The following is a 26,994-nucleotide window of genomic DNA, read 5'->3' as shown; positions in this document are numbered from 1 at the left end:
CCCGCCGCCCCGGGTTGGTCTAGCAGGAAAACGACATCGGCGTCACGGGCCCCCGCGTGCCAGACTGACCGCCCATGGTCGTCGAGCCAGCCCCCCGCGCCCGGCGGGTGCCGTGGGTGGTCGCCTGGCAGGAGGCGCTCTACGGCGAGCGGGGGTTCTACCGCGGGGCCGCTCCCGGCGAGCACTTCGCGACGTCGGTCCAGGGGGTCCCCGGCGCCGGGGAGGTGCTGGCCGAGGCGGTCCTCGCGCTGGCCCGGCGGCACGGGTGCCCGGCTGTGGTGGACGTCGGGACCGGGCGCGGTGAGCTGCTGGGTCACCTCCGGCGGCTCGAACCCGCCCTGCGCCTCACCGGCGTCGACGTCGTCGCCCGTCCGGACGGGCTCGAGGTGGACGACTGGCTGGTCTCGCCGGGCGGGGCCGCGCTCCCCCCGACGCTCACCGGGTTGCGGGACACCCTCGTTCTCGCGCACGAGTGGCTCGACGTCGTCCCCTGCCCCGTCGCGGAGCGGGACGCCGGCGGGGTATGGCGTGCGGTCACCGTCGCACCCGACGGCACCGAGGGGCGGGGCGCGCCTCTGGCCGGGCCCGACCTCGCCTGGGCGGACCGCTGGCTCGGCCCGGAGGTGCTGCGGGCCGAGGTCGGGCGCCCGCGCGACCTCGCCTGGGCCGAGCTGGTGCGACGGGTGGACCGCGGGGTGGTGGTGGCCGTCGACTACGGCCACACGCGCGCCGACCGGCCGCACCACGGGACGCTCACCGGCTTCCGCTCCGGTCGCGAGGTCGAGCCGGTCCCGGACGGCAGCTGCGACCTCACCGCGCACGTGGCCGTGGACTCGCTCCAGGACGTGACGGTGGATCACCGTCTCACCCGGTGTCACGTGTCCCGCCAGTCGGAAGTCCTGCGTGACCTCCTCCCCGCCCCGACCGCCCCCGCCCCGACCGACCAGCCGCCGCGCGAGCTCGCACGGACCGACCCGCCGGCATACCTGGCGGCCCTGGCCCGCAGGGGTGCGCTGGCTGCCCTCACCGCACCGGGCGGTCTGGGCTCCTTCCGGTGGGTGGTGGCGGTGCGTGGCTAGGGTGGGCCGGGTGAGCACGCGCGACCTCGACGTCTCCCTCGGCGCGACCGGGGTGAGCGGGCTGAGCACCACGGAGATGGTGCTCAACATCGGCCCCCAGCACCCGGCGACGCACGGGGTGCTCCGCCTGCGCATCACGGTCGACGGCGAACGGATCGTCGCGGCGGAGCCGGTCATCGGCTACATGCACCGCGGCGCGGAGAAGCTCTTCGAGGTGCGGGACTACCGCCAGATCCTCGTGCTCGCCAACCGCCACGACTGGCTGTCGGCGTTCAACAACGAGGTGGGGGTGGCGCTGACCGTCGAGCACCTGCTCGGGATGGAGGTACCGGAGCGGGCGACCTGGGCCAGGACGCTGCTGTCCGAGCTGAGCCGGGTCCTCAACCACCTCATGTTCCTGGGGTCCTACCCGTTGGAGCTGGGCGCCATCACGCCGATGTTCTACAGCTTCCGCGAGCGTGAGGAGCTGCAGGCGGTGATGGAGGAGTACAGCGGCGGGCGGATGCACTACATGGCGACCCGCGTCGGGGGGCTGCTGCACGACCTGCCCGAGGGTTGGCTGGACCGGGTCGACGCGGCCGTGGAGAAGGTGCGCAGCCGGATGCCCGAGCTGGAGGGGATGATCATCGGCAACGAGATCGTCACCGCCCGGACCCGGGGCGTCGGCGTCCTCGAGCTCGGACAGGTGCTGGGGTATGGCGTGTCCGGCCCGATCGCGCGCGGGTCGGGGCTGGACGTCGACCTGCGTCGCGACGAGCCGTACCTCGCCTACGGGGAGCTCTTCGTCAAGGGGGGCCCGGGACGGGTGGTCACCCGCGAGGCCGGTGACTGCCTGGCCCGCCTGGAGGTGCTCGCCGAGCAGGTGCACGTCTCCCTCGACCTGGCGCGGGCGTGCACGGAGCGCCTGCGGGAGCTGGGCCCCGGCCCGGTCAGCACCAAGCTGCCCAAGGTCCTCAAGGTGCCCGAGGGAGCGCACTACTTCGCGGGCGAGAACCCGCTGGGGTTCAACGGCTACTACCTCGTGAGCCGGGGAGAGAAGGCCCCGCACCGCCTCAAGCTGCGGTCGGCCTCGTTCAGCAACGTGCAGGTGCTGCGCGAGATGCTCCCGGGGACGATCGTGGCCGACATGGTGGCGATCCTGGGGTCGATGTTCTTCGTCGTGGGCGACGTCGACCGGTAGGCCCCGCCGCCGGCCGAGCGGCGCGGTGCTCCGGGGGTGAGCAACGGCATACCCGCGGACGCTGCGCGCCGACGCGTGGGCCGGGGAGGATGGAGGGGTGAGGGGCCGGACCGACCTCGTCCGGCGCGTGCTCCTCGGCGCGCTGGCGCTGGTGCTCGCCCTCCTGACGGTCGACCTCGCGCTCCCGCCGGGCGCGAGGGCGCAGGAGGAGGTGACGACCGAGGTCGTCGTCGAGTACTACTACGGCGAGGGCTGCCCCGTGTGCGCGGTGACCGGGCCGTGGCTGGAGGACCTGGAGGCGCGCACCCCCGGCATGCGGCTGGTCGCGGTCGAGGTCTGGGAGGACGCGGCCGGACGGGCGCGCCTGGTCGACGCTCTGGAGCGCTACCGCGTGCGCGCGCTGGGCGTGCCGGTGATCCTCGTCGGCGAGCGCGCCTGGGTCGGCTTCCGCGAGGGCGTGCACGACGTGCAGATCGAGGCCGAGGTGCAGCGCTGCACGGACCAGGGGTGCCCAGACCCCGCCGACGTCCGGCTGCCCGAGGGGACGTCCGGGACGGTGGCCACCGGGGAGGTCTGCGAGGGGACCGCCGACAACCCCTTCCAGTGCGCGCCCGAGGACGACACCGCCGACGTGCTGCGCCTCCCGCTCGTCGGGGACGTCCACCTGGGGGAGCGCTCGCTCCTGGTCTCGACCGCCCTGATCGCGTTCGTCGACGGCTTCAACCCCTGCTCCCTGTGGGTGCTCACGGTGCTCATCGCGCTGTCGCTCAACTCGGGGTCGCGCCGCCGCACGATGATCATCGGGCTGACGTTCATCGCCGTCACCGCCGCGATCTACGCGCTGTTCATCGCCGGGCTCTTCACGGTCTTCACCGTGGTGGCCTTCGCCCCGTGGATCCGGGTGCTGGTCGCCCTCGTGGCGCTGCTCTTCGCGGTGGTGAGCATCAAGGACTACTTCTGGTTCAGGCAGGGTCTCTCGTTCACGATCGCGGACGAGCGCAAGCCTGGCATCTACCGGGCGATGCGCCGGGTCCTGGCGCAGGGGGACAACCTGCCGGCGGTCGTGGGCGCGACCGCGGTGCTGGCCGCGGGAGTGTCGCTGGTGGAGTTCGGCTGCACCGCGGGCTTCCCGCTGCTGTGGACCAACCTGCTCACCGCGCAGGAGGCGTCGGCGGGCACGTTCGTGGTGCTGCTCCTCCTCTACATGCTCATCTACCAGCTCGACGAGATCGCGATCTTCACCACCGCGGTGGTGACGATGCGCGCCTCGCGCCTGCAGGAGCGGCACGGCCGCATCCTCAAGCTCGTCGGCGGCATGCTGATGCTCGCGCTCGCGGTCGTCGTGCTCGTCGACCCGGACCTGATGAGCGGTGTCGGGTCCTCGCTCGCGGTGTTCGGCACGGCCCTGGTGGCCAGCGGGGTCGTGCTGGTCGTGCACCGGGTCCTCCTGCCCCGCCTGGGCGTCAGACGCGGCGCAGGACGCTGACGCAGAAGCTGGCCCCGGGCTCCCAGGGCTGCAGGTCCCAGGTGGCGAAGCGGTGCTCGAGGCGCAACCCGGTGCCCGGGAGCACCGCGTCCAGCTCCTCCGGCGTGAAGCCGCGGACGGTGCGGCACCCGAGGAGGACGAAGCCGCCCGGTCGCACGTGCGCAGCCACCCGGAGCAGGGCCTCGGCCCGGTGCAGCCCGGGGATGAAGTCCATGACGTTGCCGGCCAGGAGCGCGCCGTCGAACGCGTCCGGCTCCCCCTGCGCCGCGAGGTCGAGGCTGACGAGGTCGGCCACCAGCCACGTCGCGCCGGGGTGGTCCTCCCGCGCGGCCGCGACGAGGACGGGGTCGATGTCGACACCGACCACCCGGTGGCCGAGCCGGGACAGGTGACCGCCGTGGCGTCCGGGTCCGCAGCCGGCGTCGAGCAGCCGGGCACCCCTGGGTGCGAGGACGTCGACGAGCCGCGACTCCCCCTGCACGTCGCCTCCGTCCGCGGCCAGCCCCCGGAACCGCTCGACGTACCACCGCGAGTGCTCGACGTCGTCCAGCCCCGGCCACAGGGTCGTCGGCCGCCGCGGTGAGGAGGGGTTCGGGTCGACCAGGCCGGAGCCGTCCTCGTGGCGCTCGGTGCTCATCCCGTCACTGTAGGCCGGGGGTCGGACAGCGGCGCGGTGCCGGGTTCCGCAGGTGCCCCCGCCGGGTGCGCCCACCGGCTGCCCCTGCCGCACCGGCGCTACCCTGCCCGGGTGCAGGACGTGGTGGCGACGTGGCGGTCGGCTCCCTTCCGTGCCCGGGCCACGGCCTGGGTCGACGAGGTGCTCGCGGCGCGGGGCGAGCGACGCACCGGGCCGCTGACCGAGGTCAAGGTGCGCTTCTGGGCCGCGGTGCACGCGGTCCCCCTCCGGGACGGCACGGCATACCTCAAGGCGGGCAACCCCGGTCAGGCCTTCGAGGGCGAGCTGCTGCTGGCGCTCGGCCGGCTCGCCCCCGAGCACGTCGTCGTCCCCTGGGCGGTGCTGCCGTCGGAGGGGTGGTGGCTCCTGCCGGACGGTGGGCCGCCCGTCGAGCGCTCCGGGGCCGGGTGGCTGCGGCTCGTGGGCGACGCCGCCGACCTCCAGCGTCGCTGCGAGGGCTCCCGCGACCGCCTGGCCATGCTGCCCGCGCTCGAGGCCGCAGGGGCGACCGACTGGCTGGCGGGCACGGTGGAGGGCCTGACCGCCCGCCCGCGCACCGACGCCCAGCACCTCGACCCCGCGGCCGCGGCCGGCGCCCGCTCGGCCCTCCCCCGCTTCCGCCGGGCCATGGATCGGCTCGACGCCTCGGGCGTGCCCAGCACCCTGCAGCCCAACGACGTCCACCCCGGCAACGCCTGCGCCCCGCAGGACCCGGACCGCCCGTGCCGTGCCTTCGACCTCGGCGACGCCTTCTGGTCCCACCCGTGGTCCGTGCTCCACCGTGCCCTGCGGGGCGCCGCCGCGGTCCCGCTCGAGGCACCGCTTCCCGACACCACGCTGACCCGCCGCCTGGTGGACGCCTACGCGGAGCGCTGGCCGGAGGTCGCGCGGCGCGACCGCCTGGCCCTGGTGGAGGCGGCCGACCGGCTCGGCGCGGCGCAGCGGGCCGCGTCCTGGGTACGGCTGCTCGACCCCGTCGACCCCGCGCGCCTGGACATCCCGACGCCGCCGAGGGTCGCCGACTTCGTGGCGCAGGCGCTGGTCTGACCGGGGTCTCAGCCGTAGGCGAGGTCCCCGTCCGGGACGCCGTCGTCCTCGTCGTCACCCGGCGGGATCCGGCACCAGTGCTGCCCGACGAAGCCGGCGACCGACAGGGCCACCGCCGCGCCGGCGTGGACGAGACCCCACACCAGCTGGACCCGGTGGCTGGGCACGTCGACGGTCGGCAGGTGGACGAGGGCGTTCGCGAGGTACCACCCCAGCAGGGCCGCCCCGCCGAGCGCCGCGGCCTGGGCACCGACGAGCGTGCCGCGCCCGCGCTGCGGGCTGGGGCGCACCCGCGAGCTGCCCTGCACGTAGCGGCGGATCTGCCAGCTCATCGCCAGGACCAGCACGGTCACCGCGAGGAGCGGGACGAGCCCGAGCCAGGAGATGACGGGGTAGCCCCCGCCGAGCACGCGCACCAGCTGCAGCAGCAGCCAGCTCGCCATCGCGGAGAGCACGGCCACGAGCAGCCCCCGCGCGGGGGTGACGCCCTCGAGCGAGCTCATCCGCCCACCTCCTCGTCGAGCAGGCGCACCGGTTGATCCGCCGTGGAGGGTATGAGGTCGCGCACCCTCGCGACCCCCTCCCCCACGCGCAGCGCGGCCTCGGGGTCCACGTCGAGCCACGGCCGGAGGACGAAGGCGCGCTCGTGGGCGCGGGGGTGCGGGAGAAGCAGCTCGGGGTCCGTCGAGGTGACGTCGGCACCCGCGAGCGGGTCGCCGTACTGCACGAGGTCGAGGTCCAGCGTGCGCGCCCCCCAGCGCACCTCGCGGGTGCGCCCGTGCTCCGCCTCCACCCGGTGCAGCCGGGCGAGCAGGGTGCCCGGGGCGAGCCGGGTGCGGGCCAGCGCGACGGCGTTGACGTAGTCGGGCTGGCCGACGACCGCCTCCCCGCCGACCGGTGCCGTGACGAAGAGCCGCGACACGCGGACAGCGCGCAGACCGCTCACCCGGTGCAGGCGGCGGGCCGCGTCGCGGACGGTCCGGTCCGGGTCGGTGCCCCCGGTCCCGGCCAGGTTGGCGCCGAGCGCGATGACGACGGGGACGTCCTTGGTCCGGCGGACGACCACCTGCACGTCGCCGAACGGGACGCCGACGGGGGCCTGGGGCTTGTGCACGGTCACCTCGACCTGCTCGACCAGGGGGCGGGCCAGCACCCGGTCCGCGATGTCCGCGGCGACGGTCTCGATGAGGTCGTGCGCGGGCCCGGTGACGACCTCCACCACCTCGGCCGCGACCTCGGCGTAGTTGACCGTCCGCCGCAGCTCGTCGGTGCGGCCGGCGGGCGCCAGGTCGACCTGCAGGACGACGTCGACGACGAAGTCCTGGCCGTCCCGGCGCTCGTGCTCGAGGACGCCGTGGTGACCGCGGGCGGCAACCCCCAGCAGGCGGATCTCGTCGGTCTCAGCGGTCCTGCGCACGGCGCACCATCTCCCACACCGCAAGGGCGTCACGGGTCGAGGGGACGTCGTGCACGCGTACGGCCCAGCACCCGGCCTGCGCCCCGAGGAGGCTGGTGGCGGCGGTGGCGGCGTCCCGGTCGGTCGGTGTCGAGGGGTCGTCGGGGAGCTCCCCGCCGCGGCGGGCCAGCCGGCCGAGGAAGCGCTTGCGCGAGGTACCCAGGAGCACGGGGTGGCCGAGGGCCACGACCCGGTCCAGGAAGGCCAGGAGGGTCCAGTTGTGGGCCGCGTCCTTGGAGAAGCCGAGGCCGGGGTCCACCACCACCTGCTCCCGCGCCAGCCCCGCGCGGAGCAGCGCCTCGGCGCGCTCGGTGAGCTCGCGGCATACCTCCTCGACGACGTCGTCGTAGGCGGGCCGCTCCTGGGGGTCGGTGAGGAGGCCCCGCCAGTGCATCGCGACGAACGGCGCGCCGCTGCCGACCATCACCCCCGGCATCGCGTCGTCCGCGAGGCCGCCCGAGACGTCGTTGACCATCGCGGCTCCCGCCTCGAGGCACGCCCGGGCGACGGAGGCGCGCATGGTGTCCACGGAGACGGCGATGCCGTCGGCGGCGAGCTCCGCGACGACCGGGACCACCCGGTCGAGCTCCTCCTGCTCCGAGGTGCGGGCGCTGCCGGGGCGGGTGGACTCGCCACCCACGTCGACCAGGTCAGCGCCCTGCCCGGCCAGGCGTCGGCCGTGCTCGACGGCGGCATCGCGGTCGAGCCACCGACCACCGTCGCTGAAGCTGTCCGGGGTGACGTTGAGGACACCCATGATGCGGGTCGGGCCCGGGGCCAGCAGGTCGTGGGTGAGCGGGTGCATCGGTGCCGTCGGCCTCAACGGTCAGGGGTTCGGTCGGGTCATGAGGGTGATGGCCTCGGCGCGGGTGGCGGGGTTGCGCAGCTGGCCGCGCACGGTCGAGGTGATGGTGCGCGCGCCGGGCCGGCGGATGCCACGCATCGACATGCACAGGTGCTCCGCCTCGACGACGACGATGACGCCGCGCGGGTCGAGGTGCGCCTCGAGCGCGTCGGCGATCTGGGTGGTCAGCCGCTCCTGCACCTGGGGTCGGCGGGCGAAGACGTCGACGAGCCGGGCGAGCTTGGACAGCCCGACGACCCGCCCGTCCCGACCGGGGATGTATCCGACGTGGGCGACGCCGTGGAAGGGGACGAGGTGGTGCTCGCAGACGCTGAACATCTCGATGTCCTTGACCAGGATCATCTCGTCGTGGTCGACGTCGAAGGTCGTGCCGAGGACGGTGCCCGGGTCCTGGCCCAGGCCGGAGAAGATCTCGGCGTAGGACCGGGCCACCCGCGCCGGGGTGTCGAGCAGCCCGTCCCGGTCGGGGTCCTCCCCGACCGCGAGCAGCAGCTCGCGGACGGCGGCCTCGATGCGGGCATGGTCCACCGCCACCCGCGCCGGACCTCCGGGGGCGTCGCCCTCGTCGGGGGCGGGGGCCTCACCCTCGTCCGGGGCAGCCTCGTCAGAGGGGGCCGGGATCGACACGTCCGCCATCCGGGACCTCGATGACCTTCGCGGCCGGCCGCTCCACGTCGTCGTCCGCCAGCGGGTTGTGCCCGTTGGCCAGCGCGCGCCGCTCGGCCTCGGTGAGGACCGGTCCGGAGTCGTGGATGGTGCGGGCGTCCGAGGACAGCCAGACCGGACGGACCGGACGCTTGCGAAGGTCGGTGAAGATCGCGGCGATCGCGTCAGCGTTGAGCGTCTCCTTGTCGAGCAGCTCCAGGACGAGGGCGTCGAGGACGTCGCGGTTGTCGTTCAGCGCGTGCCAGGCCTCGTCGTGCGCGGCCTCGATGAGACGGCGCACCTCCTGGTCGACGACGCCGGCGAGGTTCTCGGAGTAGTCCCGCTCGTGGCCCATGTCGCGGCCGAGGAAGACCTCGCCGCTGCCCGCGCCGAGCTTCACCGCGCCCACCCGCTCGCTCATCCCGAACTGGGTCACCATCTTGCGGGCCAGGCCGGTGGCCTTCTCGATGTCGTTGGCCGCACCGGTGGTGGGGTCGTGGAAGACGAGCTCCTCGGCGACCCGGCCGCCGAGCGCGTAGGCCAGCTGGTCCAGCAGCTCGTTGCGGGTGGTGGAGTACTTGTCGTCGGCGGGCAGCACCATCGTGTAGCCCAGCGCCCGCCCGCGGGGCAGGATCGTCACCTTGCTGACCGGGTCGGTGTGGTTCATCGCCGCCGCCACGAGGGCGTGACCGCCCTCGTGGTAGGCGGTGATCTTCTTCTCCTTGGCGCTCATCACGCGGGTCCGCTTCTGCGGGCCGGCCATCACGCGGTCGATCGCCTCGTCGAGGTCGCTGTCGTTGATGACCCGCTCGTTCTTGCGGGCGGCCAGCAGCGCAGCCTCGTTGAGGACGTTGGCCAGGTCCGCCCCGGAGAACCCGGGGGTGCGGCGGGCGATGGCCATGAGGTCGACGTCCGCGAGCGGCTTGCCCTTGCCGTGCACCTGCAGGATGTGCAGGCGGCCGAGCATGTCCGGCGCCTCGACGGCGATCTGCCGGTCGAAGCGGCCCGGGCGCAGCAGCGCCGGGTCCAGGATGTCGGGGCGGTTGGTCGCCGCGATGAGGATGACGTTGGTCTTGACGTCGAAGCCGTCCATCTCGACGAGCAGCTGGTTGAGGGTCTGCTCGCGCTCGTCGTGGCCGCCTCCCAGACCCGCGCCGCGGTGCCGTCCGACGGCGTCGATCTCGTCGACGAAGATGATGGCCGGGGCGTTCTCCTTGGCCTGCTCGAACAGGTCGCGGACGCGCGAGGCGCCCACGCCGACGAACATCTCCACGAAGTCGGACCCGGAGATCGAGTAGAACGGGACGCCCGCCTCGCCGGCGACAGCCCGCGCGAGGAGGGTCTTGCCGGTGCCGGGGGGGCCGTAGAGCAGCACGCCCTTGGGGATCTTGGCGCCGACCTCGAGGAACTTGCGCGGCTCGGCGAGGAACTCCTTGATCTCCTCCAGCTCCTCGACGGCCTCGTCGGCGCCGGCCACGTCGGCGAAGGTCACCTTCGGCATGTCCTTGGTCGCCAGCTTGGCCTTCGACTTGCCGAACTGCATGACGCCGCGGCCCCCGCCCTGCATGCGGGTCATCAGCCACAGGAACAGGGCCAGGATGAGCAGCAGCGGCAGGAAGTTCGCGAGGATCGAGACGAAGAAGTTGGGGCCGGACGTGTCGTCGGTCCACCCCTCGCTCGGCGGGTGCTCCTCGAGCGTCTCGATGACGGCCGGGCCGCGCGCGCTGACGTAGTAGGCCTGGACCTCGCTGGTCTCGCGCACGTCGTCGGAGCTGAACGTCTCACCCTCCTTGAGGGTGAGGTCCATCCGGTCGTCGGTGATCGTCGCCTCGGCGACCTTGTCCTCGGTGATCAGGCGCAGCGCGTCGGCGGTGTCGATGCGGCTGTAGGGGCTGGGGTTCAGCAGCGAGAACCACAGGATGCCCAGGCCGAGGAAGAGGAAGATCCACATCCACGGACTGGGCTTGGGGCGGGGCCGGCCCGTCTTGGCATTGCTCATGTCTGGCGCGTCGGGGGCGTCACGTCGCCGTGGCGCCCCGCTCCTCCTGATCGGTGTGTCTGGCTAGGTCTCCTGCCGACAACGCTCGGCGAAGATGTCGTGTTCCACCCAGGTCGGCGGTGAACCGGGGTCCGTCAACTGTAGACGTGCCGGGCCAGCGTGCCGATGACCCGCAGGTTGCGGTACCTCTCCGCGTAGTCGAGGCCGTAGCCCACGACGAAGGCGTTCGGGATCTCGAACCCCACGTAGCGCACGTCGATCTCGACCTTGGCCGCCTCGGGCTTGCGCAGCAGGGTGCAGATCTCGACCGACGCTGGCCCGCGGGACTGGAGGTTGGTCCGGATCCAGCTCAGCGTCAGTCCCGAGTCGATGATGTCCTCGACGATGAGCACGTGACGGTCGGAGATGTCGGTGTCGAGGTCCTTGAGGATCCGCACCACCCCGCTGGACTTGGTGCCCGAGCCGTAGCTGCTCACCGCCATCCAGTCCATCTCCGCCGACCCGGGCAGCGCGCGCGCGAAGTCGGCCATCACCATCACCGCCCCCCTGAGCACCCCGACGAGCAGGACGTCCTTGTCGCGGTAGTCCGCCCAGACCTGGGCGGCCAGCTCGGCGAGCCGCTCCTGGATCTGCTCCTCCGTGTAGAGGACGTCCTCGAGGTCGGCACCCATGTGCTCGGCGTCCACGCGCGCTCCTAGTGTCAGCTGGTCGGGTCGGGCCCCGCGGCGGGGTCACCCGCCATTGTGCTCGGGTCGGCCCGGCCGAGCCACACCCGGCCCTCCCGGCGTCCGGCGCGCAGCCCGCCGGGCAGGTGCACCTCTCCCTGCCCCCGCCACCCCATCACGAGGTCGTCGACGGCGAGCAGGTGCTGGGCCGTCAGGTCCGTGCCCGGGCTGCCGGCCGCCAGCGCCAGTCGCCGCCACAGGCGGGTGCGGACGGCGCGGGGCAGACGGCCCAGCTCCGACACCTGCCAGGGCGTGTCCCCCAGCTCCAGGTATGCCGTCGCGCTCACCGCCTCGAGCGCGTCGGCGTCGTCGCGGAGCAGGTCGGCGCTGCGGACCAGGGCGGCCGCGAGGCCGGGCCCGAGGTCGGCCTCGAGGTCGGCCAGCGCGCGTCGCACGCGGACCCGGGTGAAGCGGGGGTCGTCGTTGTGCGGGTCCTCCCAGGCGGGCAGCCCCAGGTCGGCGCAGGCCTGCCGGGTCCGGGCGCGGGGGGTGCCGAGGAGGGGCCGCAGCAGCATCGCGCGACCCTCGTCACCGAGGCGACGCCGTGCCGGCATCCCCGCCAGCGAGCGGGCGCCGGAGCCCCGGGCGAGGCCGAGCAGCACCTGCTCGGCCTGGTCGTCGAGCGTGTGCCCGACCAGCACCGCGACCGCGCCGAGCGCGGCCGCCCGGGCCGTGAGCGCGGCATACCTCGCGTCCCTGGCCGCGCCCTCGACCCCCCCGTCCGAGGGAGCCACGGTCACCGGGACCACCTCGACGGGGTCCAGCCCGAGGTCGCGGCACCGGACCGCGGCGTCCACGGCGACCTGGGCGGAGCCCCGCTGGAGCCCGTGGTCGACGACCACGGCGCCCGCCCTGAGGCCGAGCCGGGGGGCGACGAAGGCGGTCCCCGCGGCGAGCGCGAGGGAGTCGGCGCCGCCGGAGCAGGCGACGAGCACGAGGGGGGCCTGGGCGTCGGGCGGCGTGCCCGGCAGCCAGGTCCGGGCACCGGCGAGGTCCGCGGCGACCAGCGCCCGACGCACGGCGTGGCGGACGTGGGCCACGGCGGCCGGCGGCCCGGGCACCGGGTCAGCCGTGGACGCGGGCGACCCAGGCCTGCGGGTCGGCGATCTCGGCGGGTCGGGGCAGGGTCTCGGGCGAGGTCCAGACCTGGTTGAACCCGTCGACCCCGACCTGGTCGGTGACGGCCCGGACGAAGACGGCGCCGTCGCGGTACTGCCGCATCTTGGCCTCCATGCCCAGCAGGCGGCGCAGGATCTTGTCGACGTTCCCGGCACCCTTGCGGCGCTCGGTGAACCGCGCCCGGATCTCCTGGACCGTGGGGATCACCCTGGGGCCGACCTCGTCCATGACCACGTCGGCGTGGCCCTCGAGCAGCGACATCACCGCGGTGATCTCGGCAAGGTGCTCGCGCTGCTCCGGCGTGGCCAGGACCTGGGTGATGTCGGTGTCGCCGCGCAGCACGCCGGGCAGCTGGGTGACGATCTCCTTGAGGCGCTGCTGCATCTGGTCCGGCTCGGGCATCACCTCGGTGCCGACGGCGCGCGCCCTGGCGATGAGGTGGTCGCGCAGCCAGGGGACGGCGGTGAACTGCACCCGGTGGGTCTCCTCGTGCATCGCGACCCAGAGCCGGAAGTCGCGGGGCACGACGTCCAGCTCGCGCTCCGCGGTGAGGATGTTGGGGGCGACGAACATCAGGCGGGGGGTCCCCTGCGGGGCGAGGTCGTACTGGCCGAGCACCTTCGTGGACATCCAGGAGAGCAACCCGGCGACCTCGGTGCCGGTGATGGTGGACCCGACCCGCTGGGCGGTCGGGCCGACCTGGGCCGCCTCCTTCCCCCGGGACCGGGCGCGCGCCTCGTCGGCGGCGCGCTTGCGTCCGACGACCTCGTCGAGGACCGGTCCGAGCATCGCGCCCATGGAGACGGCGTTGGCGCGGATCCACCCCGCCCGGTCGACGACCAGGGCTGCCGGGGTGCCCGGCGGGGTGCTCATCCGGGCGGTGGAGGCGACCGGCTCGACCGCGGTACCGGCGGCCTGCCGCAGCTCGGCGACCAGCTCCTCCACCTCCCCTCGCACGGTCCGGGGACCCGGCGGCACGAGACGGCTCGCGGCGGCGGCGGCGAAGTCCCAGTCGACCAGGTCGCTGCCGCGCAGACCGTCAGCGGTCGGGGCGGGCGGGGCGGTGTCCTCCGGGGCGGGCGTCTGCGTCATACCCCGACGGTATGCCGTCCCCCTCCCCCGCGCGCAATGCACGCCCGGCGCCCGGAGCCCGGCGGCCGGCGGTTCGGGGCGGGACGGGACCGACCGGAGGGGGCCTCCGGCCGAGGGCGGTCAGCAGCCGCAGCGGGCCAGCTGGGCGACGACCTCGTCGAGCGCCGAGCGCGCCTCGAGGACGGCCCCGTCCTCGCCGATCCGGTCGGCCGTCATCGCGAACACGAGGAGACGCCCCTCCGCGGTGACCACCGTGCCCGCGAGCGAGGTGACGTTGGGCAGCGACCCGGTCTTGGCGCGGGCGTTGCCGACGCCGGCGGCGTGCACGGGCAGGTGGAAGCGGGTGGCGAGGGTGCCGGTGTAGCCGGCGATCGGCAGGCCGCCGGCCGCGAGGACCTCCTGGAGTGCGGGGTGCTGACCGTCGGCCCCCGCGACGAGCACGTCGGCGACGGCGCTCACCGGGATGCGCGTCCCGTCCGAGAGGCCGCTCGCGTCGGCGATCTCGGCCCCGGTGAGGTCGACCCCGTAGGCCTCCTGGACGGTGTCGCGGATCCAGCCGGTGACGCTGGCGCGGTCCGTCGCCACCCCCTCCTCGGCGGCGGCCTGGCGGGCCAGCTGCTCCACCATGGCGTTGTCGCTGGTGGCCAGGGCCAGCGCCAGCACGTCGCGGACGGGTGCGGACTCGCCGGAGGCCAGCTCCGCCGCACCCTCGACGGCGCTGACCACCTCGACGTCGGCCTCCTCCTCGCCGCTCACCTCCACGCCGGCTCTCACGAGGGCGTCCCGGAAGGCCCGGGCCACCTCCTGCGGCGGGTCGGCGGGGGACGGGGCCTGCGGGAGGGCGATGTCCTCGGCCAGCCCGAGCTGGACCACCCTGCCCGTGTAGCCCTCGCTGACCCAGAAGTCGGTCCACGAGTCGAGGACGTCCGGACCGGCGACGTGGTCGAGGTCGAGGTGCACCGTGACGGGCCCGGTGACGCCCTGGTCCTGCAGGGACCGCGCCGTCCGTGCCGCGAGGTCGGCAGCGCCGAGCCTCCCGGCAACCTGCTCCGGGTCCCCCTCGCCGCGCGCCAGCAGCATGTCGCCGCCGGCGACCAGCACCACGTCCTGGGGCGTCGTTCCGGCGACCACCCGCGTGGTGAACGTCCGACCGGGCGGCAGGCCCTGCACGACCGCGGCGGCCGCCAGGATCTTCGTCGTCGACGCCGGCGTCACGAGCAGGTCGGCGTTGCGGTCGGCGAGGTGCTCACCCGTCATCGCGTCCCGTATGGTCACCGCCCTGCGGTCCTCGGGACCGAGCCAGTCGCTGGCCAGCTCGTCCGAGACCGCCGCGCTGAGCGAGTCGCGGGTGGGCAGCACCCCGTCGGCGACCTGCCCCAGCGGGGTCGCGAGCCCCCGGATCCTGGGCCGGGCCTCCGCCTGGGTGGTCGGGGCGGCGGGGGCGTCCGTCGTCACCGCCGCGTCGTCGGGGGTGGGGACGGTCGCGCCCGTCGACGTCGCGCCCGCGTCGTGCGGCCCTGCCGGGGCCGCACCGGCGGCGCCGGGCGACCCCGCGAGCAGGAGGATGAGCAGGCAGACCGGTGCGACGGCATACCTGGAGGGCCCCGGACGTCTCCGGCGGGCCGGCTCGGGCACCACGCTGCGCTGACCTCCCTTCCGGGGATCGACGGGGATGGGGGACACTGGCCCCAGAGCCTAACGCCGCTCCCCGACGAGAAAGAGCCCCCACATGCAGTTCGACGTGACGATCGAGATCCCGCAGGGCAGCCGCAACAAGTACGAGGTCGACCACGCGACCGGACGCATCCGTCTCGACCGCATGCTGTTCACCGCCACCCGCTACCCGGCCGACTACGGCTACATCGAGGAGACGCTCGGCGAGGACGGGGACCCGCTGGACGCGCTGGTGCTCCTGGACGAGCCGACCTGGCCGGGCTGCCTGGTCGCGGTCCGCCCGATCGGCATGTTCCACATGCGGGACGAGGCCGGTGGCGACGACAAGATCATCTGCGTCCCCGCCGACGACCCCCGCAAGGGCGGCATCCGCGACCTCGAGCACATCGGCGAGCACACCCGGCTCGAGATCCAGCACTTCTTCGAGGTCTACAAGGACCTGGAGCCCGGCAAGTCGGTCGAGGGGGCGCACTGGGCCGGACGCGAGGAGTCGGAGCGGTGCTATCTCGAGGCCGTCCAGCGCGCCAAGGACGCGGGCGTCACCACCGCCCGGTGGCCGATGCCGCACCAGGGTCACCACTGACCGTCGGCCGGCAGCAACATCTCGCCGGCCGCGGACACAGGACAGGTGCGACGCCCCGGAACCGATCGGTCCGGGGCGTCGTCCATGCTCCGGGCAGGCACACCTGATTCTCAGGTTGCGCGTCTAGTCTCGGGAGCAGGGTCGCCGGCGACGAGCGGCCCGCGAGGGCGGGATCCGTGCCCGCCAGAACAGGGGAAGCGACGATGAGCACAGTCGTGGAGCAGCCGGGCGGAGACGTGACGGAGCCCGGGCGTGGCGGGCGGGGCCTGCTGATGGTGGGTCTGGGTGTGGGCGCCGCGGTCCTCATCGGCGGCGGGGCGTACGCCGCGGTCCAGTTCCTCGGGACCGACGGTGCGCAGCCGGACTCCGTGCTACCCGCCAGCGCCGCGGCCTACGTCCGCGTCGACGTCGACCCCTCCCTCGGCACCAAGGTCGCGGCCGTGCGCTTCTTCCAGGGCCTGGACCCGGAGGCACAGGCCCGTCTGGAGTCCGGCGAGTGGCGCGAGTACGTCTGGGAGAAGCTGGCGCAGGACGGTGACGTCCCCGGCGACCTCGACTACGAGAGCGACATCGAGCCCTGGCTGGGTGACCGGGCCGGGGTCGCGATCGTCCCGAACGGCGAGGAGGAGCCCCTCGTCGCCGTCGCGCTGCAGGTCAGTGACGGTGAGGCCGCGCTGGCGACCCTGGACCGCGTCCGGGCCGACAGCGCGGGCGAGGACCAGTTCGACTACTACCTCGACGGGAACTACGTCGTCCTGGCCCGCACCGAGCAGCTCGACCTCGTCCGGGCGGCGGCGGAGCAGGGCACGCTCGACGATCACGACGCCTACGCCCAGGACATGGCCGACCTCGGGGACGCCGGTGTCGCGTCCTTCTGGGTCGACATGGAGCGGGCCGCCGGCCTCGAGGACGCAGCGCTCCGCGGGGCCGCCGCCCTCGGCGCCCCGGGCACGGCGATGACCGAGGGACTCACCGACGAGCATCGGGCGATCGTCTCCGGCCGCACCGCCGGTGCCCTGCGCCTCAGCCCGGACGCGATCGAGATCCACGGCATCGCCCACGGGAACGAGGCGTTCGCGATGCCGACCGGGGACAGCTCGCAGCTGGTCCTGGACCTCCCGGCGGACACCGCCGCGGCCCTCTCCCTGGAGAACGGCGCGGACTGGGTGCAGTCGGTCTGGGACCTCACCTCCGGCATCGACGCAGACCTCGTCCAGGGGGTGACGGACGACGCGGCGGAGCGGGGCTTCACCCTGCCGGACGACCTCCAGGCCGTGCTCGGCGACTCCATGACGATCGCCGTGGGTCCCGGTCTCGTCGACGCGATCCAGGAGATGAGCGGCGAGACGCTCGCCCTGCCCCAGCTCCCGGTCGCCTACCGTGCCGAGACCGACACCGCCGCGGTCCAGTCGCTGCTCACGGACGCCGGGGTGCCGTCCCTGCTCGTGCGCCAGCGCACCGACGAGGGCGTGCTGACCCTCGGTGTCTCGCAGGGGTATGTCGACTCCGTCGCCTCCCCCGAGGGTCGCCTCGGCGACGACGCCAGGTTCACCGGTGCGGTCGCCGACGCCGACGAGGCCGACCAGGTCCTCTTCGTCGACGCCAACGCCTTCGAGGAGGACTACCTGGCCGAGATCGAGGACGAGGACGCCCGGACCGCCCTGGAGCGGCTGGCCGCGGTGGGGTGGTCGACGGTCGTCACCGGCGCCGACGAGAGCCGGTTCACGCTGCGTCTCATCGCCGACGAGTGAGCAACTGAGCGACCGGCGCCCGCACGATGAACGCCCCAGGTCCGCGAGGACCTGGGGCGTTCGTGCGCTCGGAGCCGCCTACCGGAATCGAACCGGTGACCTATTCATTACGAGTGAATCGCTCTAGCCGACTGAGCTAAGGCGGCGTGCTGCCTGCCCGGCAGACAACCCCCGCGAGGATACCCGATGCCCGCGGGGGCTCCCAAACGCGGGCGCCGGTCAGCAGCGCAGCCCGTCCTGCGGGACGGTCCCCTCCAGCAGGTAGGCGTCGACCGCGTCGTCGACGCAGTCGTTGGAGCGACCGTAGGCCGTGTGCCCGTCGCCGTCGTAGCTGATGAGGACCCCTGACTCGAGGACCTCGGCGAGCCCCTCGGCCCACTCGTACGGCGTGGCGGGGTCGCGGGTGGTGCCGATCACGACGATGGGCGCCGCGCCCGGCGCGGAGTAGTCCTCGGGCTCCTCCGAACCGCTGACCTCCCAGTACTCGCACACGCTGACCGCCCCGAAGTAGCGGCCCCAGGTCGGTGCCACCTCGGAGAACTCCGCGACGCGCTCCGCCACGGGCTTCTCCTCCGTCTCGGCGCTCTCCGGCACCAGGCAGCCGATGGCCTGGAACGCCTCCATCATGTTCGAGGAGTAGCTGCCGTCACTGCCGCGCCGGGCGTAGGCGTTGGCGAGGAACATCAGCAGGGTCCCGTTGCCGGCGAAGGCCGCCTCGAAGGCCTGGCTGAGGATGGGCCAGGCCGTCTGGTCGTACATCGCCACGGCGATCCCGTAGAACGCCCACCCCTCGGTCAGCTCGGTGACCGTGTCCCCCTGCACCGGCAGCGGCTGCGCGTCGAGCTCGTCGAGGAAGGCGGGGATCCGCGCCATCGCCGACTCGACGTCGGCGCCGAGGGGGCAGCCCCCCTGGGCGACGCAGTCCTCGACATACGCCCGGGTCGCCCGCTCGAAGCCGGCCGCCTGTCCCCTCCCGACCTCCTCGCCCTCCAGGGTCGGGTCCATCGCGCCGTCGAGCACGAACCGTCCGACGCGGTCGGGGAAGAGGTTGGCGTAGATGGTGCCGAGGTAGGTGCCGTAGGAGGCGCCGACGTAGGTCACGGTCTCCTCCCCGAGCGCGCTGCGCAGGACGTCCATGTCACGCGCCGCCTCGACCGTCGACAGGTGCGGCGCCAGGTCCGGCGCGTTCTCGAGGCAGCCCTCCGCGAAGCCGCGCAGGACCTCCTCCTGTCGGTCCCGCTCGGCCTCGTCGTCAGGTGTCGTGTCGTGCCCCAGGTAGACGTCCAGCTCCGCGTCGCTGACGCAGTTGACCGGAGCCGACCGCCCGACCCCCCGCGGGTCGAAACCCACGACGTCGTAGGCCCGCCGCACCTCCTCGGAGAACACCGCGCCGGCGGACATCGCGTAGTCGACCCCGCTGGCGCCCGGGCCACCCGGGTTGACCAGGAGGGACCCCTGGCCCTCCCCCCTGGCGGGGGCGCGGAGGACGGCGATCTCGATCGTCCCGCCCCCGGGATCGGCGTAGTCGATCGGGACCGTGACGGTCGCGCACTCGAAGAGGCTCTCGCAGGAGGTCCACCCCAGCTCCTGGCCGTAGAAGTCCTCGAGCCCCTCGGGGGCGTCCACCGGGGCCGGCGCGGAGGTCCCGTCCGACGTCTCGCCGGCCGCCCCGTCCGCCGACCCTGAGGTCGCGTCGGGGCTGCTCCCGCCCCCGGCCGACGGCTCCACGGAGGTCGCGTCGGGGGCTCCCTGACCGCCCGAGCACCCCGCGAGCAGACTGAGCGCGACGAGGCCCGGGACCAGCCGCGACGGGCGGTCGGCACCGGGGCGGTCTCCCCGGCGGCGGGTATGCAGTGTGGCCACGGTGGGTGGGTCCCTTCTGGTGGATCAGGAGTAGGGGCCGCCGCGGGAGCCTCCCACGCCCCCGGACGGCCCGCGTCCGACCCCCGAGGGGGACGGACCGGGCAGGACGAGACCGATCATCATGGCCTCCAGGACGAGCAACGGTGCACCGTTGGCGATGAGTCGCTGGCGGGCCAGACCGATCGTCTCCAGCGCCTGGAGCAGCCCCTCCTGCGAGAACGAACGCGCGAGCCGGCCGATCTGCTCCGGCTCGCTGGAGTTGACCAGCTCCACCTGGGAGCCGGTGGCCACGAGCAGGGCGTCCCGGTAGACCGACGCGAGGTCGGTGAGGGCGGCGTCGATGCTGTCGTGCTGCTGGCGGCGGGACTCGGCCCGCAACCGGTCGTCGAGACGCTTGAGGTGGGTCCGCACCGACGGGGGCTGGACGCGGGCGGCCGGGTCGGCACCCAGCTGACCCAGCAGGGTGCGGCGCTCCTGCTCGGCGTAGTCGTCGGAGGCCGCCCTGGCCCCCTCGCCGGCCTCGGTGACGAGGTCCTGCGCGGCCCCCAGCGCCGCTCCGACGCCGCTGAGCTGGAGCGGGATGGAGGTGATCTCGCGCCGCCGGTTGCGCGCGTGCTCCTGGGTCGCCAGCCGCCGGGCGATCCCGATGTGGCTCTGCGCGGCGCGGGCGGCGTAGTGCGCCATCGCCGGGTCGACGCCGTCCCGCTCGATGAGCAGGTCAGCCACGGCGGTCACCGAGGGGGTGCCCAGACGAAGGTGCCGGCACCGCGAGCGGATGGTGACCAGGACGTCCTCCAGGGACGGCGCGCACAGCATCCAGACGGTGCGCGGGGTCGGTTCCTCCAGCGACTTCAGCAGGGTGTTGGCCGAGTGGTCGTTGAGGCGGTCCGCGTCCTCGACGACGACGACGCGCCACCGACCGAGGCTCGGCCGGGCCTGGGCCTCCACGACGAGCTGGCGGGCCTCCTCCACCTTGATGAACGTCTGCTCGGTGTCGACGATGCGCACGTCGGGATGGCTGCCCGCCAGGACGAGCCGGCACGCCTCGCACCTGCCGCAGCCGGGGTCGTCCGCGCGGTCGCACTGGAGCGCCGCGGCGAAGGCCCGGGCCGCGACGGAGCGCCCCGACCCGGGCGGCCCGGTGACCAGCCAGGCGTGCGTCATGGCCCCGGGGGTGGTGAGCGTCTGAAGCAGCGTGCGGACGACACGGTCCTGGCCGACGAGCTGGTCGAAGACGCTCATGACGCGCCCCGCCCAGTGGTGCCCCCCGGCGCAGTCGCGAGGAGCCGCTCCAGCAGCGGCAGCAGCCGCTCGCGCACCGCCCCGGCCAGCTGGTCGGCCGGAAGGGTGGCGTCGAGCACGAGGTACCGGCCCGGGTCGCGGTCCGCGAGGTGCAGGAACCCGGCCCGGACCCGGTCGTGAAACGCGTCGGCCTCCCGCTCGAGCCGGTCGTGGACGTCACCACGGCGCTCGCGGCCCACCCCCGCGGGCACGTCGAGCAGCACGGTCAGGTCGGGCACCAGCGCCTCGACCGCCCACAGGGACAGCTGCCGGACCTCGTCGTGCCCGAGCTGGCGGGCCGCCCCCTGGTAGGCCACCGAGGAGTCGAGATAGCGGTCGGTCAGCACGACCTCTCCCCGCTCCAGCGCGGGCCTGACCAGGGAGGCGACGTGGTGGGCGCGGTCCGCGGCGAACAGCAGCGCCTCGGCCCGCGGGCTCACCGAGCCGTCCTCCCCGTGGAGCAGCAGGTCGCGGATCTGGCGGCCGAGCCCGGTGCCGCCCGGCTCCCGGGTGCGGCGCACGGCATACCCCCGCGCCTCCAACCAGGCCCCCAGCAGCCCGGACTGCGTGGACTTGCCGGCCCCGTCACCACCCTCGAAGGCGACGAACAGACCCCGCCCCACGCCGCGCGCGGCGGCCTGGGGCGGGGTCGGCTCAGTCACGACAGGAAGACTACGTGACCGGTATGACGCTCCCGTGCCTCCTGTGGACGCGCCAGGCTCAGCCGCGGCCGGCGTTGGCGACGACCGCGTCCCGGACGTACTGCGCCAGACCCGGGGCGACGTCCTCGTAGGTCTTGGTGAACCGCGGGTCGGTCACGTACATCTCGGCGATGGCGGCGTGCATCGGGCGGGGGCAGTCGTAGAACCACGTGCAGATCTGCTGCCGTGCCGCCTCGGCGGCGTCCATCGCCTGCTCGGACCCGGCGTCGACGCCGGCGTCCATCAGCTCGACGAACCGGGCGTTGACCGCGTCACCCTCCTCCTTGATCTGCTGCCACTGTTCCTTGCGGTAGCTCTTCGCGCGCTGCTGCGACTGGGCCCAGGCGTCGGTGTCGCCCCAGCGCTCCTCCGCCTCGGCCGCGTAGCCGTCGTCGAAGCCGTCGCCGAACAGCTCCCGCTGCTCCTCGCGGCTGATCGCGTAGTCGTTCATCTCTGCCTCCAGGGCTCGGTCGATGGCCGTCACGAGCTCGGTGAGCTCGGCGACCCGGTGCGTGACCGCCTCCCGCTGCCGGCGCAGGTGCTCCACCACCGTGTCGCTGTCGGCGCCGTCCGCCAGGATCGTCCCGATCTCCTCGAGCGGGAGTCCGAGCCGGCGGTAGACGACGACGTGCTGCAGCCGGAGCAGGTCGGCCTCGGTGTAGAGGCGGTACCCCGCCCGGCTGCGAGCGGAGGGCACGACCAGGCCGATCTCGTCGTAGTGGTGCAGGGTGCGCACCGTCACGCCGAGGTGGTCGGCCACCTGGCCCACCGTCAGCAGGTCGTCAGTCATCAGCTGGCTCGTGGTCACATCCCCGACTCTGGTGCCTCACGTCCCGTGAGGGTCAAGCCGAGGGCCGGGAGGGGTCTATGGCGTCGCGGGTCAGGGTGCCCCGGCCGCGCAGCGACTCGAAGATCAGCGCGGTCTCGGCGTGCAGGACACCCGGACGGTTGGTGAGGTGGTCGAGGACGAAGTCACGCAGCGCGTCGGCCGACTCGGTCGCCACGTGGACGAAGTAGTCGATGGCCCCCGAGACGTGGTAGGCGCCGATGACGCCGGGCAGCTCGGGGACCTCCTGGGTGAACTGCTCGAAGTGGCTGCGCCGGTGCCCTCCGAAGCGGACCGCGATCATCGCCTCGACAGGGCGGCCGACCGCCACGGGGTCGATGTCGGCGTGGATGCCGCGGACCACCCCTCGCTCCCGGAGGGACCGGACGCGCACCAGGCAGGTCGACTCGGCGATGCCGACCTCGCGGGCGAGCATGGCGTTGGACATGCGCCCGTCCTGCTCGAGGAGGCGGACCAGGGTCAGGTCCGTGGGGTCGAGGGGCTTGTCGTCACGAGGATTCTTCGGCACGGGGACAGGGTATGACGTGCCCCGCCCGGACTCCCCGGGGGGTTCCTGGAAATGCTTCGGCCATCTTGATCTTCTGACGCAATATCTGCACGATATGACCATGGACGTCGAGCGATTCACCGTGGAAACCCGGGCTGTGCACGCAGGACGTGCCGATCTGACCGCGCTGGGCGTGCACGTGCCGCCGATCGACCTGTCGAGCACCTACCCGTTGCCCGACGTCGAGGCGGGCGGGGCGGCCTACGAGTGGATGGCGGGCGGCGGGGCCCGCCAGGAGGGCCAGTCCGCGGTCTACCAGCGGCTGTGGAACCCGACGGTGGCCCGCTTCGAGGAGGCGCTGGCCAGCCTCGAGGGGGCCCAGGCCGCGGTCGCGTTCGCCTCCGGGATGGCGGCCCTGTCCGCGACCCTGCTCAGCTGCGTCGCGGCGGGACGGCCGCACGTGGTCGCGGTCCGCCCGCTCTACGGCGGCAGCGACCACCTCCTCGCCACCGGGTTGCTCGGCACGAGGGTCACCTGGACGGACGCGGAGGGGGTCGCCGACGCGGTCGCCGCGGACACCGGGCTGGTCCTCGTGGAGACCCCGGCCAACCCCACCCTCGACCTCGTCGACCTGCGGGCGCTCGTCGCGCGGGCCGGGGACGTGCCGGTGCTCGTCGACAACACCTTCGCCACCCCGGTGCTCCAGCGCCCTCTCGAGCTGGGGGCCAGCATGGTCCTGCACTCGGTGACGAAGTTCCTGGCCGGGCACGGCGACGTCCTGGGCGGGGTGGTGGCGACGTCCGAGGAGCTGGCCTCGCGGATCCGGCCGGTGCGGGCCATCACCGGGGGCAACCTGCACCCGCTCTCGGCCTACCTCGCCCACCGGGGCCTGCAGACCCTGCCGGTCCGCGTGGGCGCGCAGCAGGACTCGGCCCAGGTCGTCGCGCACTGGCTGGCCGACCACGCCGACGTCGAGCAGGTCTACTACCCGGGGCTCGAGGGTCGCGACCCGGAGGGGCTGGTCGGCTCCCAGATGAGCGGCCCGGGGGCGGTGCTGGCCTTCGACCTGGGCTCCTACGAGCGGGCCGCGCACGTGGCGGGCGCGTGCGGGCTCATCACGCACGCGGTCTCGCTGGGCGGTGTCGACTCGCTCATCCAGCACCCCGCCGCGCTGACCCACCGACCGGTGGTCGGCGACGCCAGGCCCGGCGCCGGCCTCCTGCGCCTCTCGGTCGGCCTCGAGTCGCCCGAGGACGTCATCAGCGACCTGCGACAGGCCCTCACCCGCTGACTCGCGCGGTTCGCCAGCCTCTCGCGAACCTCCCCCATCACCTGTCCGCGCTCTCGCGACCGCATTCTGTCAGGTGAGTCGGATCAATCGAACTCACACGACAGAACCCGGTCGCGAGATGGCGGCCAGCCGTGACTCGCGACCGCGATCTGTGGTGTGAGTTCGGATATGCCTGACTCACACACCACCGCCAGGGTCGGGTGCCGGCTGCACCACGGGGCTCTCGATCGGCGAGACGGTCCGCTGGGGGCCGGGCAGCCGCGCGTGCCTCAGGCCTGCTTCGCCGTCGTCTTCCTCGCGGGGGCCTTCTTGGCCGTCGTCTTCTTGGCCGTCGTCTTCTTGGCCGTCGTCTTCTTCGCGGCGCGCTTGCGGGTCGTCGGGCCCTTCGCGCGCTTCTCGGCGAGCAGCTCGAAGGCACGCTCCTCGTTCAGCTCCTCCGGCTCGTCACCCTTGCGGAGGGTGGCGTTGGTCTCGCCGTCGGTCACGTAGGGGCCGAACCGGCCCTCCTTGACCACGACCTTCCGGCCCGACACCGGGTCGTCGCCGAACTCCTTCAGCGGGGGCTTGGCCGCCGCCCGCCCGCGCTGCTTGGGCTGCGCGTAGATCGCCAGCGCCTGCTCCAGCGTCACCTCGAAGATCTGCGTCTCGGTCTCCAGCGAGCGTGAGTCGGTCCCCTTCTTCAGGTACGGCCCGTAGCGGCCGTTCTGCGCGGTGATCTCCTCGCCCGACGCCGGGTCCACGCCGACGACGCGCGGCAGCGACATCAGCCGCAGCGCCGTCTCGAGGTCGATCGTCGCCAGGTCCATGCCCTGGAACAGCGACCCGGTTCGCGGCTTGACCTTCTTCGCACCCCGCTTGGGCGGCTCGTCCGTCTCGGGCAGCACCTCGGTCACGTAGGGCCCGTACCGACCGGCCCGCGCGACCACCTCGTGCCCCGTGCCCGGGTCGGTCCCCAGGACCCGCCCGTCGTCGGCCGCGGCCTCCAGCAGCTCGCGCGCCTTCTCCGGGGTCATCTCGTCCGGGGCCACGTCGTCGTTCACCGTCGCACGCCGGGGCTCTCCGTCCTCGCCGCCCTCGACCTCGACGTAGGGACCGTACCGACCCACGCGCACCACGACGCCGTCCCCGATCGGGATGGTCGAGACGGCCCGGGCGTCGATGTCGCCCAGGTCCTGGACGAGGTCGCGCAGCCCCTCGACCGACTGCGCGCTGTCGCCGAAGTAGAACCGGCGCAGCCAGGCGACCCGTTGCAGGTCCCCGCTCGCGATCCGGTCCAGGTCCTCCTCCATCGACGCCGTGAAGTCGTAGTCGACCAGCGTCGGGAAGTGCCGCTCCAGCAGCTGCGTCACCGCGAACGCCAGCCACGTCGGGACCAGCGCCGAGCCCTTCGTACGCACGTAGCCGCGGTCCTGGATCGTGCCGACGGTCGCGGCATACGTCGACGGCCGCCCGATCCCCTTCTCCTCCAACGCCTTGACCAGCGTGGCCTCGGTGTAGCGCGCCGGCGGGCTGGTCTGGTGCCCCCGGGCCTCGGCCCGCAAGGTCTCCAGGGCCACGCCCGTGCTCAGCCGCGGCAGCCGCCGACCCACGCCCTCGGCGTCGTCGTCGGAGCCGAACCGGCTCTCGTCGCGCCCCTCCTCGTAGGCCGCGAGGAACCCGCGGAAGGTGATCACCGTGCCCGAGGCGGAGAACTCCGCGGTCCGGTATGACGTCCCGTTCCCCCCGCGCACCCCCTCGGGCAGCGAGGCGCTCACCTTCACCGTGGCCGTCGAGCCCTTGGCGTCGGCCATCTGCGAGGCGACGGTGCGCTTCCAGACCAGCTCGTAGAGGGCATACTCCTGGCCCCGCAGCTCCCCGGCCACCTGGGCCGGGGTCCGGAAGCGGTCACCCGCCGGGCGCACCGCCTCGTGCGCCTCCTGCGCGTTCTTGCTCTTCTTGCCGTAGGTGCGCGGGCTGTCCGGCACGTACTCCGCGCCGTACATGTCCCGGGCCTGCGAGCGCGCCGCGCTCACCGCCGAGCTCGACAGCGTCGTCGAGTCGGTCCGCATGTAGGTGATGTAGCCGTTCTCGTAGAGCCGCTGCGCCGTGCGCATCGTGGTCTGGCTGTTCATCCGCAGCTTGCGCGAGGCCTCCTGCTGCAGCGTGGAGGTGGTGAACGGCGCGGACGGGCGTCGGGTGTAGGGCTTCTCGTTGACCTCGCTGACGACGACGTCCGCCTGGCGCGTCCCGTCGGCGACCGCCTGGGCGCCAGATGCGTCGAGGTGCACGGTCTGCGCGGTGCGCAGCGTCCCGTCGTCGGCGAAGTCGCGACCGGTCGCGACCCGGCTCCCGTCGAGCGCGCTGAGCCGGGCGGTGAACGACTCGCTCGCGGACGCACCCGCACCCGCCTGCGCGAAGTCCCCCTCCACGTCCCAGTAGGACGCGGAGCGGAACGCCATCCGCTCCCGCTCCCGCTCGACGACCATCCGGGTGGCGACCGACTGCACCCGCCCCGCGGAGAGGCCCTGCTTGACCTTGCGCCACAGCACCGGCGAGACCTCGTAGCCGTAGAGCCGGTCGAGCACGCGGCGCGTCTCCTGGGCGTCGACCAGGTCGGTGTCCAGCTCCCGGGTGTCGTGCACGGCGCGCTGGATCGCCTCCTTGGTGATCTCGTGGAAGACCATCCGCCGGACCGGGACCTTGGGCTGGAGCACCTCGAGCAGGTGCCAGGCGATCGCCTCGCCCTCGCGGTCCTCGTCGGTGGCCAGGAAGAGCTCGTCGGCGTCCTTGAGCGCGCGGCGCAGCTCGCTGACCTTCTTCTTCTTGTCGGCGTCGACGACGTAGTAGGGCTCGAAGCCGCCGTCCACGTCGATGGCGAACTTGCCGAAGGGCCCCTTCTTCATCTCCGGAGGCAGCTCCGAGGGGTTGGGCAGGTCGCGGATGTGCCCCACGCTCGCGTCGACCACGAAGTCCTTGCCGAGGAACTCGCCGATCTTCTTCGCCTTGGCCGGCGACTCGACGATCACCAGCTTGTGTCCTGCTGCCACGGGAAAACTCCTTCGCAGGCTCCGCGTGCCGCGGATTCGTCACGGCTCGGACACGGGACCTTCGGGCGTCACCGTAGCCCATGGGGCGGCAGCGTCTAGGGTGGTCCCCTATGACGGTCCG

The 26,994-nt window shown here is 73.6% G+C and carries 23 protein-coding genes and 1 tRNA gene; 7 read left to right on the top strand and 17 right to left on the bottom strand.

What is annotated here, in order from left to right; all coding sequences use genetic code 11:
• The first annotated feature begins 74 nt into the window (after positions 1 to 74).
• The 3 genes from D4B81_RS03860 to D4B81_RS03850 all read left to right on the top strand — a co-directional run bounded on the left by D4B81_RS03860 (position 75) and on the right by D4B81_RS03850 (position 3,745).
• Positions 75 to 1,079 (top strand): SAM-dependent methyltransferase, encoded by a 1,005-nt coding sequence (locus tag D4B81_RS03860; protein ID WP_122261183.1) that lies wholly within the window; start codon positions 75 to 77, stop codon positions 1,077 to 1,079.
• Between the two features lie 10 nt (positions 1,080 to 1,089).
• Positions 1,090 to 2,259, top strand: coding sequence for an NADH-quinone oxidoreductase subunit D (locus D4B81_RS03855; RefSeq protein WP_237565802.1), 1,170 nt, complete (start codon positions 1,090 to 1,092; stop codon positions 2,257 to 2,259).
• 97 nt (positions 2,260 to 2,356) lie between these two features.
• Positions 2,357 to 3,745 (top strand): hypothetical protein, encoded by a 1,389-nt coding sequence (locus D4B81_RS03850; protein WP_122261182.1) that lies wholly within the window; start codon positions 2,357 to 2,359, stop codon positions 3,743 to 3,745.
• On the opposite strand, the gene D4B81_RS03845 is transcribed toward D4B81_RS03850, so the two are convergent.
• Complete coding sequence (locus D4B81_RS03845; RefSeq protein WP_122261181.1) at positions 3,723 to 4,382, bottom strand: class I SAM-dependent methyltransferase; 660 nt, start codon at positions 4,380 to 4,382, stop codon at positions 3,723 to 3,725. The genes D4B81_RS03850 and D4B81_RS03845 overlap by 23 nt on opposite strands.
• A gap of 111 nt (positions 4,383 to 4,493) precedes the next feature.
• Here D4B81_RS03845 and D4B81_RS03840 point away from each other — a divergent pair, with 111 nt between their 5' ends.
• The gene (locus D4B81_RS03840) at positions 4,494 to 5,468 is read left to right on the top strand and encodes a hypothetical protein (protein ID WP_161964979.1); all 975 of its coding nucleotides are present in this window, start codon (positions 4,494 to 4,496) and stop codon (positions 5,466 to 5,468) included.
• Positions 5,469 to 5,476: 8 nt separating this feature from the next.
• Here D4B81_RS03840 and D4B81_RS03835 read toward each other — a convergent pair whose 3' ends face one another.
• From D4B81_RS03835 to D4B81_RS03795, 9 genes are all read right to left on the bottom strand, one after another.
• A complete protein-coding gene (locus tag D4B81_RS03835; protein WP_097188452.1) occupies positions 5,477 to 5,971 on the bottom strand; it encodes a DUF3180 domain-containing protein in 495 nt (164 codons plus the stop codon).
• Positions 5,968 to 6,885 carry a dihydroneopterin aldolase gene (folB, locus tag D4B81_RS03830; RefSeq protein ID WP_122261179.1) on the bottom strand — a complete coding sequence of 306 codons (918 nt, stop codon included), beginning with the start codon at positions 6,883 to 6,885 and terminating at the stop codon, positions 5,968 to 5,970. The genes D4B81_RS03835 and folB overlap by 4 nt, the downstream gene beginning before the upstream one ends.
• Complete coding sequence (gene folP, locus D4B81_RS03825) at positions 6,869 to 7,729, bottom strand: dihydropteroate synthase (protein ID WP_237565801.1); 861 nt, start codon at positions 7,727 to 7,729, stop codon at positions 6,869 to 6,871. Before folP ends, folB begins: the two co-directional genes overlap by 17 nt.
• A 21-nt stretch (positions 7,730 to 7,750) precedes the next feature.
• Positions 7,751 to 8,323, bottom strand: coding sequence for a GTP cyclohydrolase I FolE (gene folE / locus D4B81_RS03820; RefSeq protein ID WP_237565827.1), 573 nt, complete (start codon positions 8,321 to 8,323; stop codon positions 7,751 to 7,753).
• Positions 8,324 to 8,393: 70 nt separating this feature from the next.
• On the bottom strand, positions 8,394 to 10,433 hold the full coding sequence (gene ftsH / locus D4B81_RS03815) for an ATP-dependent zinc metalloprotease FtsH (protein ID WP_419866232.1): 2,040 nt from the start codon (positions 10,431 to 10,433) through the stop codon (positions 8,394 to 8,396).
• 134 nt (positions 10,434 to 10,567) lie between these two features.
• Entirely contained in the window at positions 10,568 to 11,119 is a 552-nt protein-coding gene (gene hpt / locus D4B81_RS03810) for a hypoxanthine phosphoribosyltransferase (protein WP_122261176.1), read from the bottom strand.
• Between the two features lie 14 nt (positions 11,120 to 11,133).
• Positions 11,134 to 12,219: a tRNA lysidine(34) synthetase TilS gene (gene tilS / locus D4B81_RS03805; RefSeq protein WP_122261175.1), complete on the bottom strand. Its 1,086-nt coding sequence runs from the start codon at positions 12,217 to 12,219 to the stop codon at positions 11,134 to 11,136.
• A 4-nt stretch (positions 12,220 to 12,223) separates the two neighbouring features.
• Positions 12,224 to 13,369: a zinc-dependent metalloprotease gene (locus D4B81_RS03800; protein ID WP_122261174.1), complete on the bottom strand. Its 1,146-nt coding sequence runs from the start codon at positions 13,367 to 13,369 to the stop codon at positions 12,224 to 12,226.
• Between the two features lie 120 nt (positions 13,370 to 13,489).
• The gene (locus D4B81_RS03795) at positions 13,490 to 15,052 is read right to left on the bottom strand and encodes a D-alanyl-D-alanine carboxypeptidase/D-alanyl-D-alanine-endopeptidase (protein WP_161964978.1); all 1,563 of its coding nucleotides are present in this window, start codon (positions 15,050 to 15,052) and stop codon (positions 13,490 to 13,492) included.
• A 46-nt stretch (positions 15,053 to 15,098) separates the two neighbouring features.
• Between D4B81_RS03795 and D4B81_RS03790 the strand changes: the two genes are divergently transcribed.
• Together D4B81_RS03790 and D4B81_RS03785 are read left to right on the top strand one after the other, a co-directional pair.
• Positions 15,099 to 15,626, top strand: coding sequence for an inorganic diphosphatase (locus D4B81_RS03790; protein ID WP_097188443.1), 528 nt, complete (start codon positions 15,099 to 15,101; stop codon positions 15,624 to 15,626).
• Between the two features lie 203 nt (positions 15,627 to 15,829).
• Positions 15,830 to 17,377 carry a DUF3352 domain-containing protein gene (locus tag D4B81_RS03785; protein ID WP_122261172.1) on the top strand — a complete coding sequence of 516 codons (1,548 nt, stop codon included), beginning with the start codon at positions 15,830 to 15,832 and terminating at the stop codon, positions 17,375 to 17,377.
• Positions 17,378 to 17,449: 72 nt separating this feature from the next.
• Here D4B81_RS03785 and D4B81_RS03780 read toward each other — a convergent pair.
• From D4B81_RS03780 to D4B81_RS03755, 6 genes are all read right to left on the bottom strand, one after another.
• Positions 17,450 to 17,523, bottom strand: a tRNA-Thr gene (locus D4B81_RS03780).
• 73 nt (positions 17,524 to 17,596) lie between these two features.
• Entirely contained in the window at positions 17,597 to 19,240 is a 1,644-nt protein-coding gene (locus D4B81_RS03775) for an alpha/beta hydrolase (RefSeq protein WP_237565800.1), read from the bottom strand.
• Between the two features lie 24 nt (positions 19,241 to 19,264).
• Complete coding sequence (locus D4B81_RS03770; protein WP_122261171.1) at positions 19,265 to 20,482, bottom strand: DNA polymerase III subunit delta'; 1,218 nt, start codon at positions 20,480 to 20,482, stop codon at positions 19,265 to 19,267.
• Positions 20,479 to 21,183: a dTMP kinase gene (gene tmk, locus D4B81_RS03765; protein ID WP_122261170.1), complete on the bottom strand. Its 705-nt coding sequence runs from the start codon at positions 21,181 to 21,183 to the stop codon at positions 20,479 to 20,481. Before tmk ends, D4B81_RS03770 begins: the two co-directional genes overlap by 4 nt.
• Positions 21,184 to 21,241: 58 nt before the next feature.
• Positions 21,242 to 22,012, bottom strand: coding sequence for a MerR family transcriptional regulator (locus tag D4B81_RS03760; protein ID WP_097188538.1), 771 nt, complete (start codon positions 22,010 to 22,012; stop codon positions 21,242 to 21,244).
• A gap of 52 nt (positions 22,013 to 22,064) precedes the next feature.
• Positions 22,065 to 22,577 (bottom strand): Lrp/AsnC family transcriptional regulator, encoded by a 513-nt coding sequence (locus D4B81_RS03755; RefSeq protein WP_122261169.1) that lies wholly within the window; start codon positions 22,575 to 22,577, stop codon positions 22,065 to 22,067.
• 100 nt (positions 22,578 to 22,677) lie between these two features.
• Between D4B81_RS03755 and D4B81_RS03750 the strand changes: the two genes are divergently transcribed.
• Positions 22,678 to 23,847 carry a trans-sulfuration enzyme family protein gene (locus D4B81_RS03750; RefSeq protein ID WP_122261168.1) on the top strand — a complete coding sequence of 390 codons (1,170 nt, stop codon included), beginning with the start codon at positions 22,678 to 22,680 and terminating at the stop codon, positions 23,845 to 23,847.
• Between the two features lie 269 nt (positions 23,848 to 24,116).
• On the opposite strand, the gene topA is transcribed toward D4B81_RS03750, so the two are convergent.
• Positions 24,117 to 26,873: a type I DNA topoisomerase gene (gene topA / locus D4B81_RS03745; protein WP_122261167.1), complete on the bottom strand. Its 2,757-nt coding sequence runs from the start codon at positions 26,871 to 26,873 to the stop codon at positions 24,117 to 24,119.
• Positions 26,874 to 26,994: the final 121 nt, after the last annotated feature.

This window comes from Ornithinimicrobium cerasi (assembly GCF_003702705.1).
Lineage (GTDB): Bacteria > Actinomycetota > Actinomycetes > Actinomycetales > Dermatophilaceae > Ornithinicoccus > Ornithinicoccus cerasi.
Note: the sequence above shows the minus strand (reverse complement) of the source record. Positions and strands in the feature narration are given on the sequence as shown.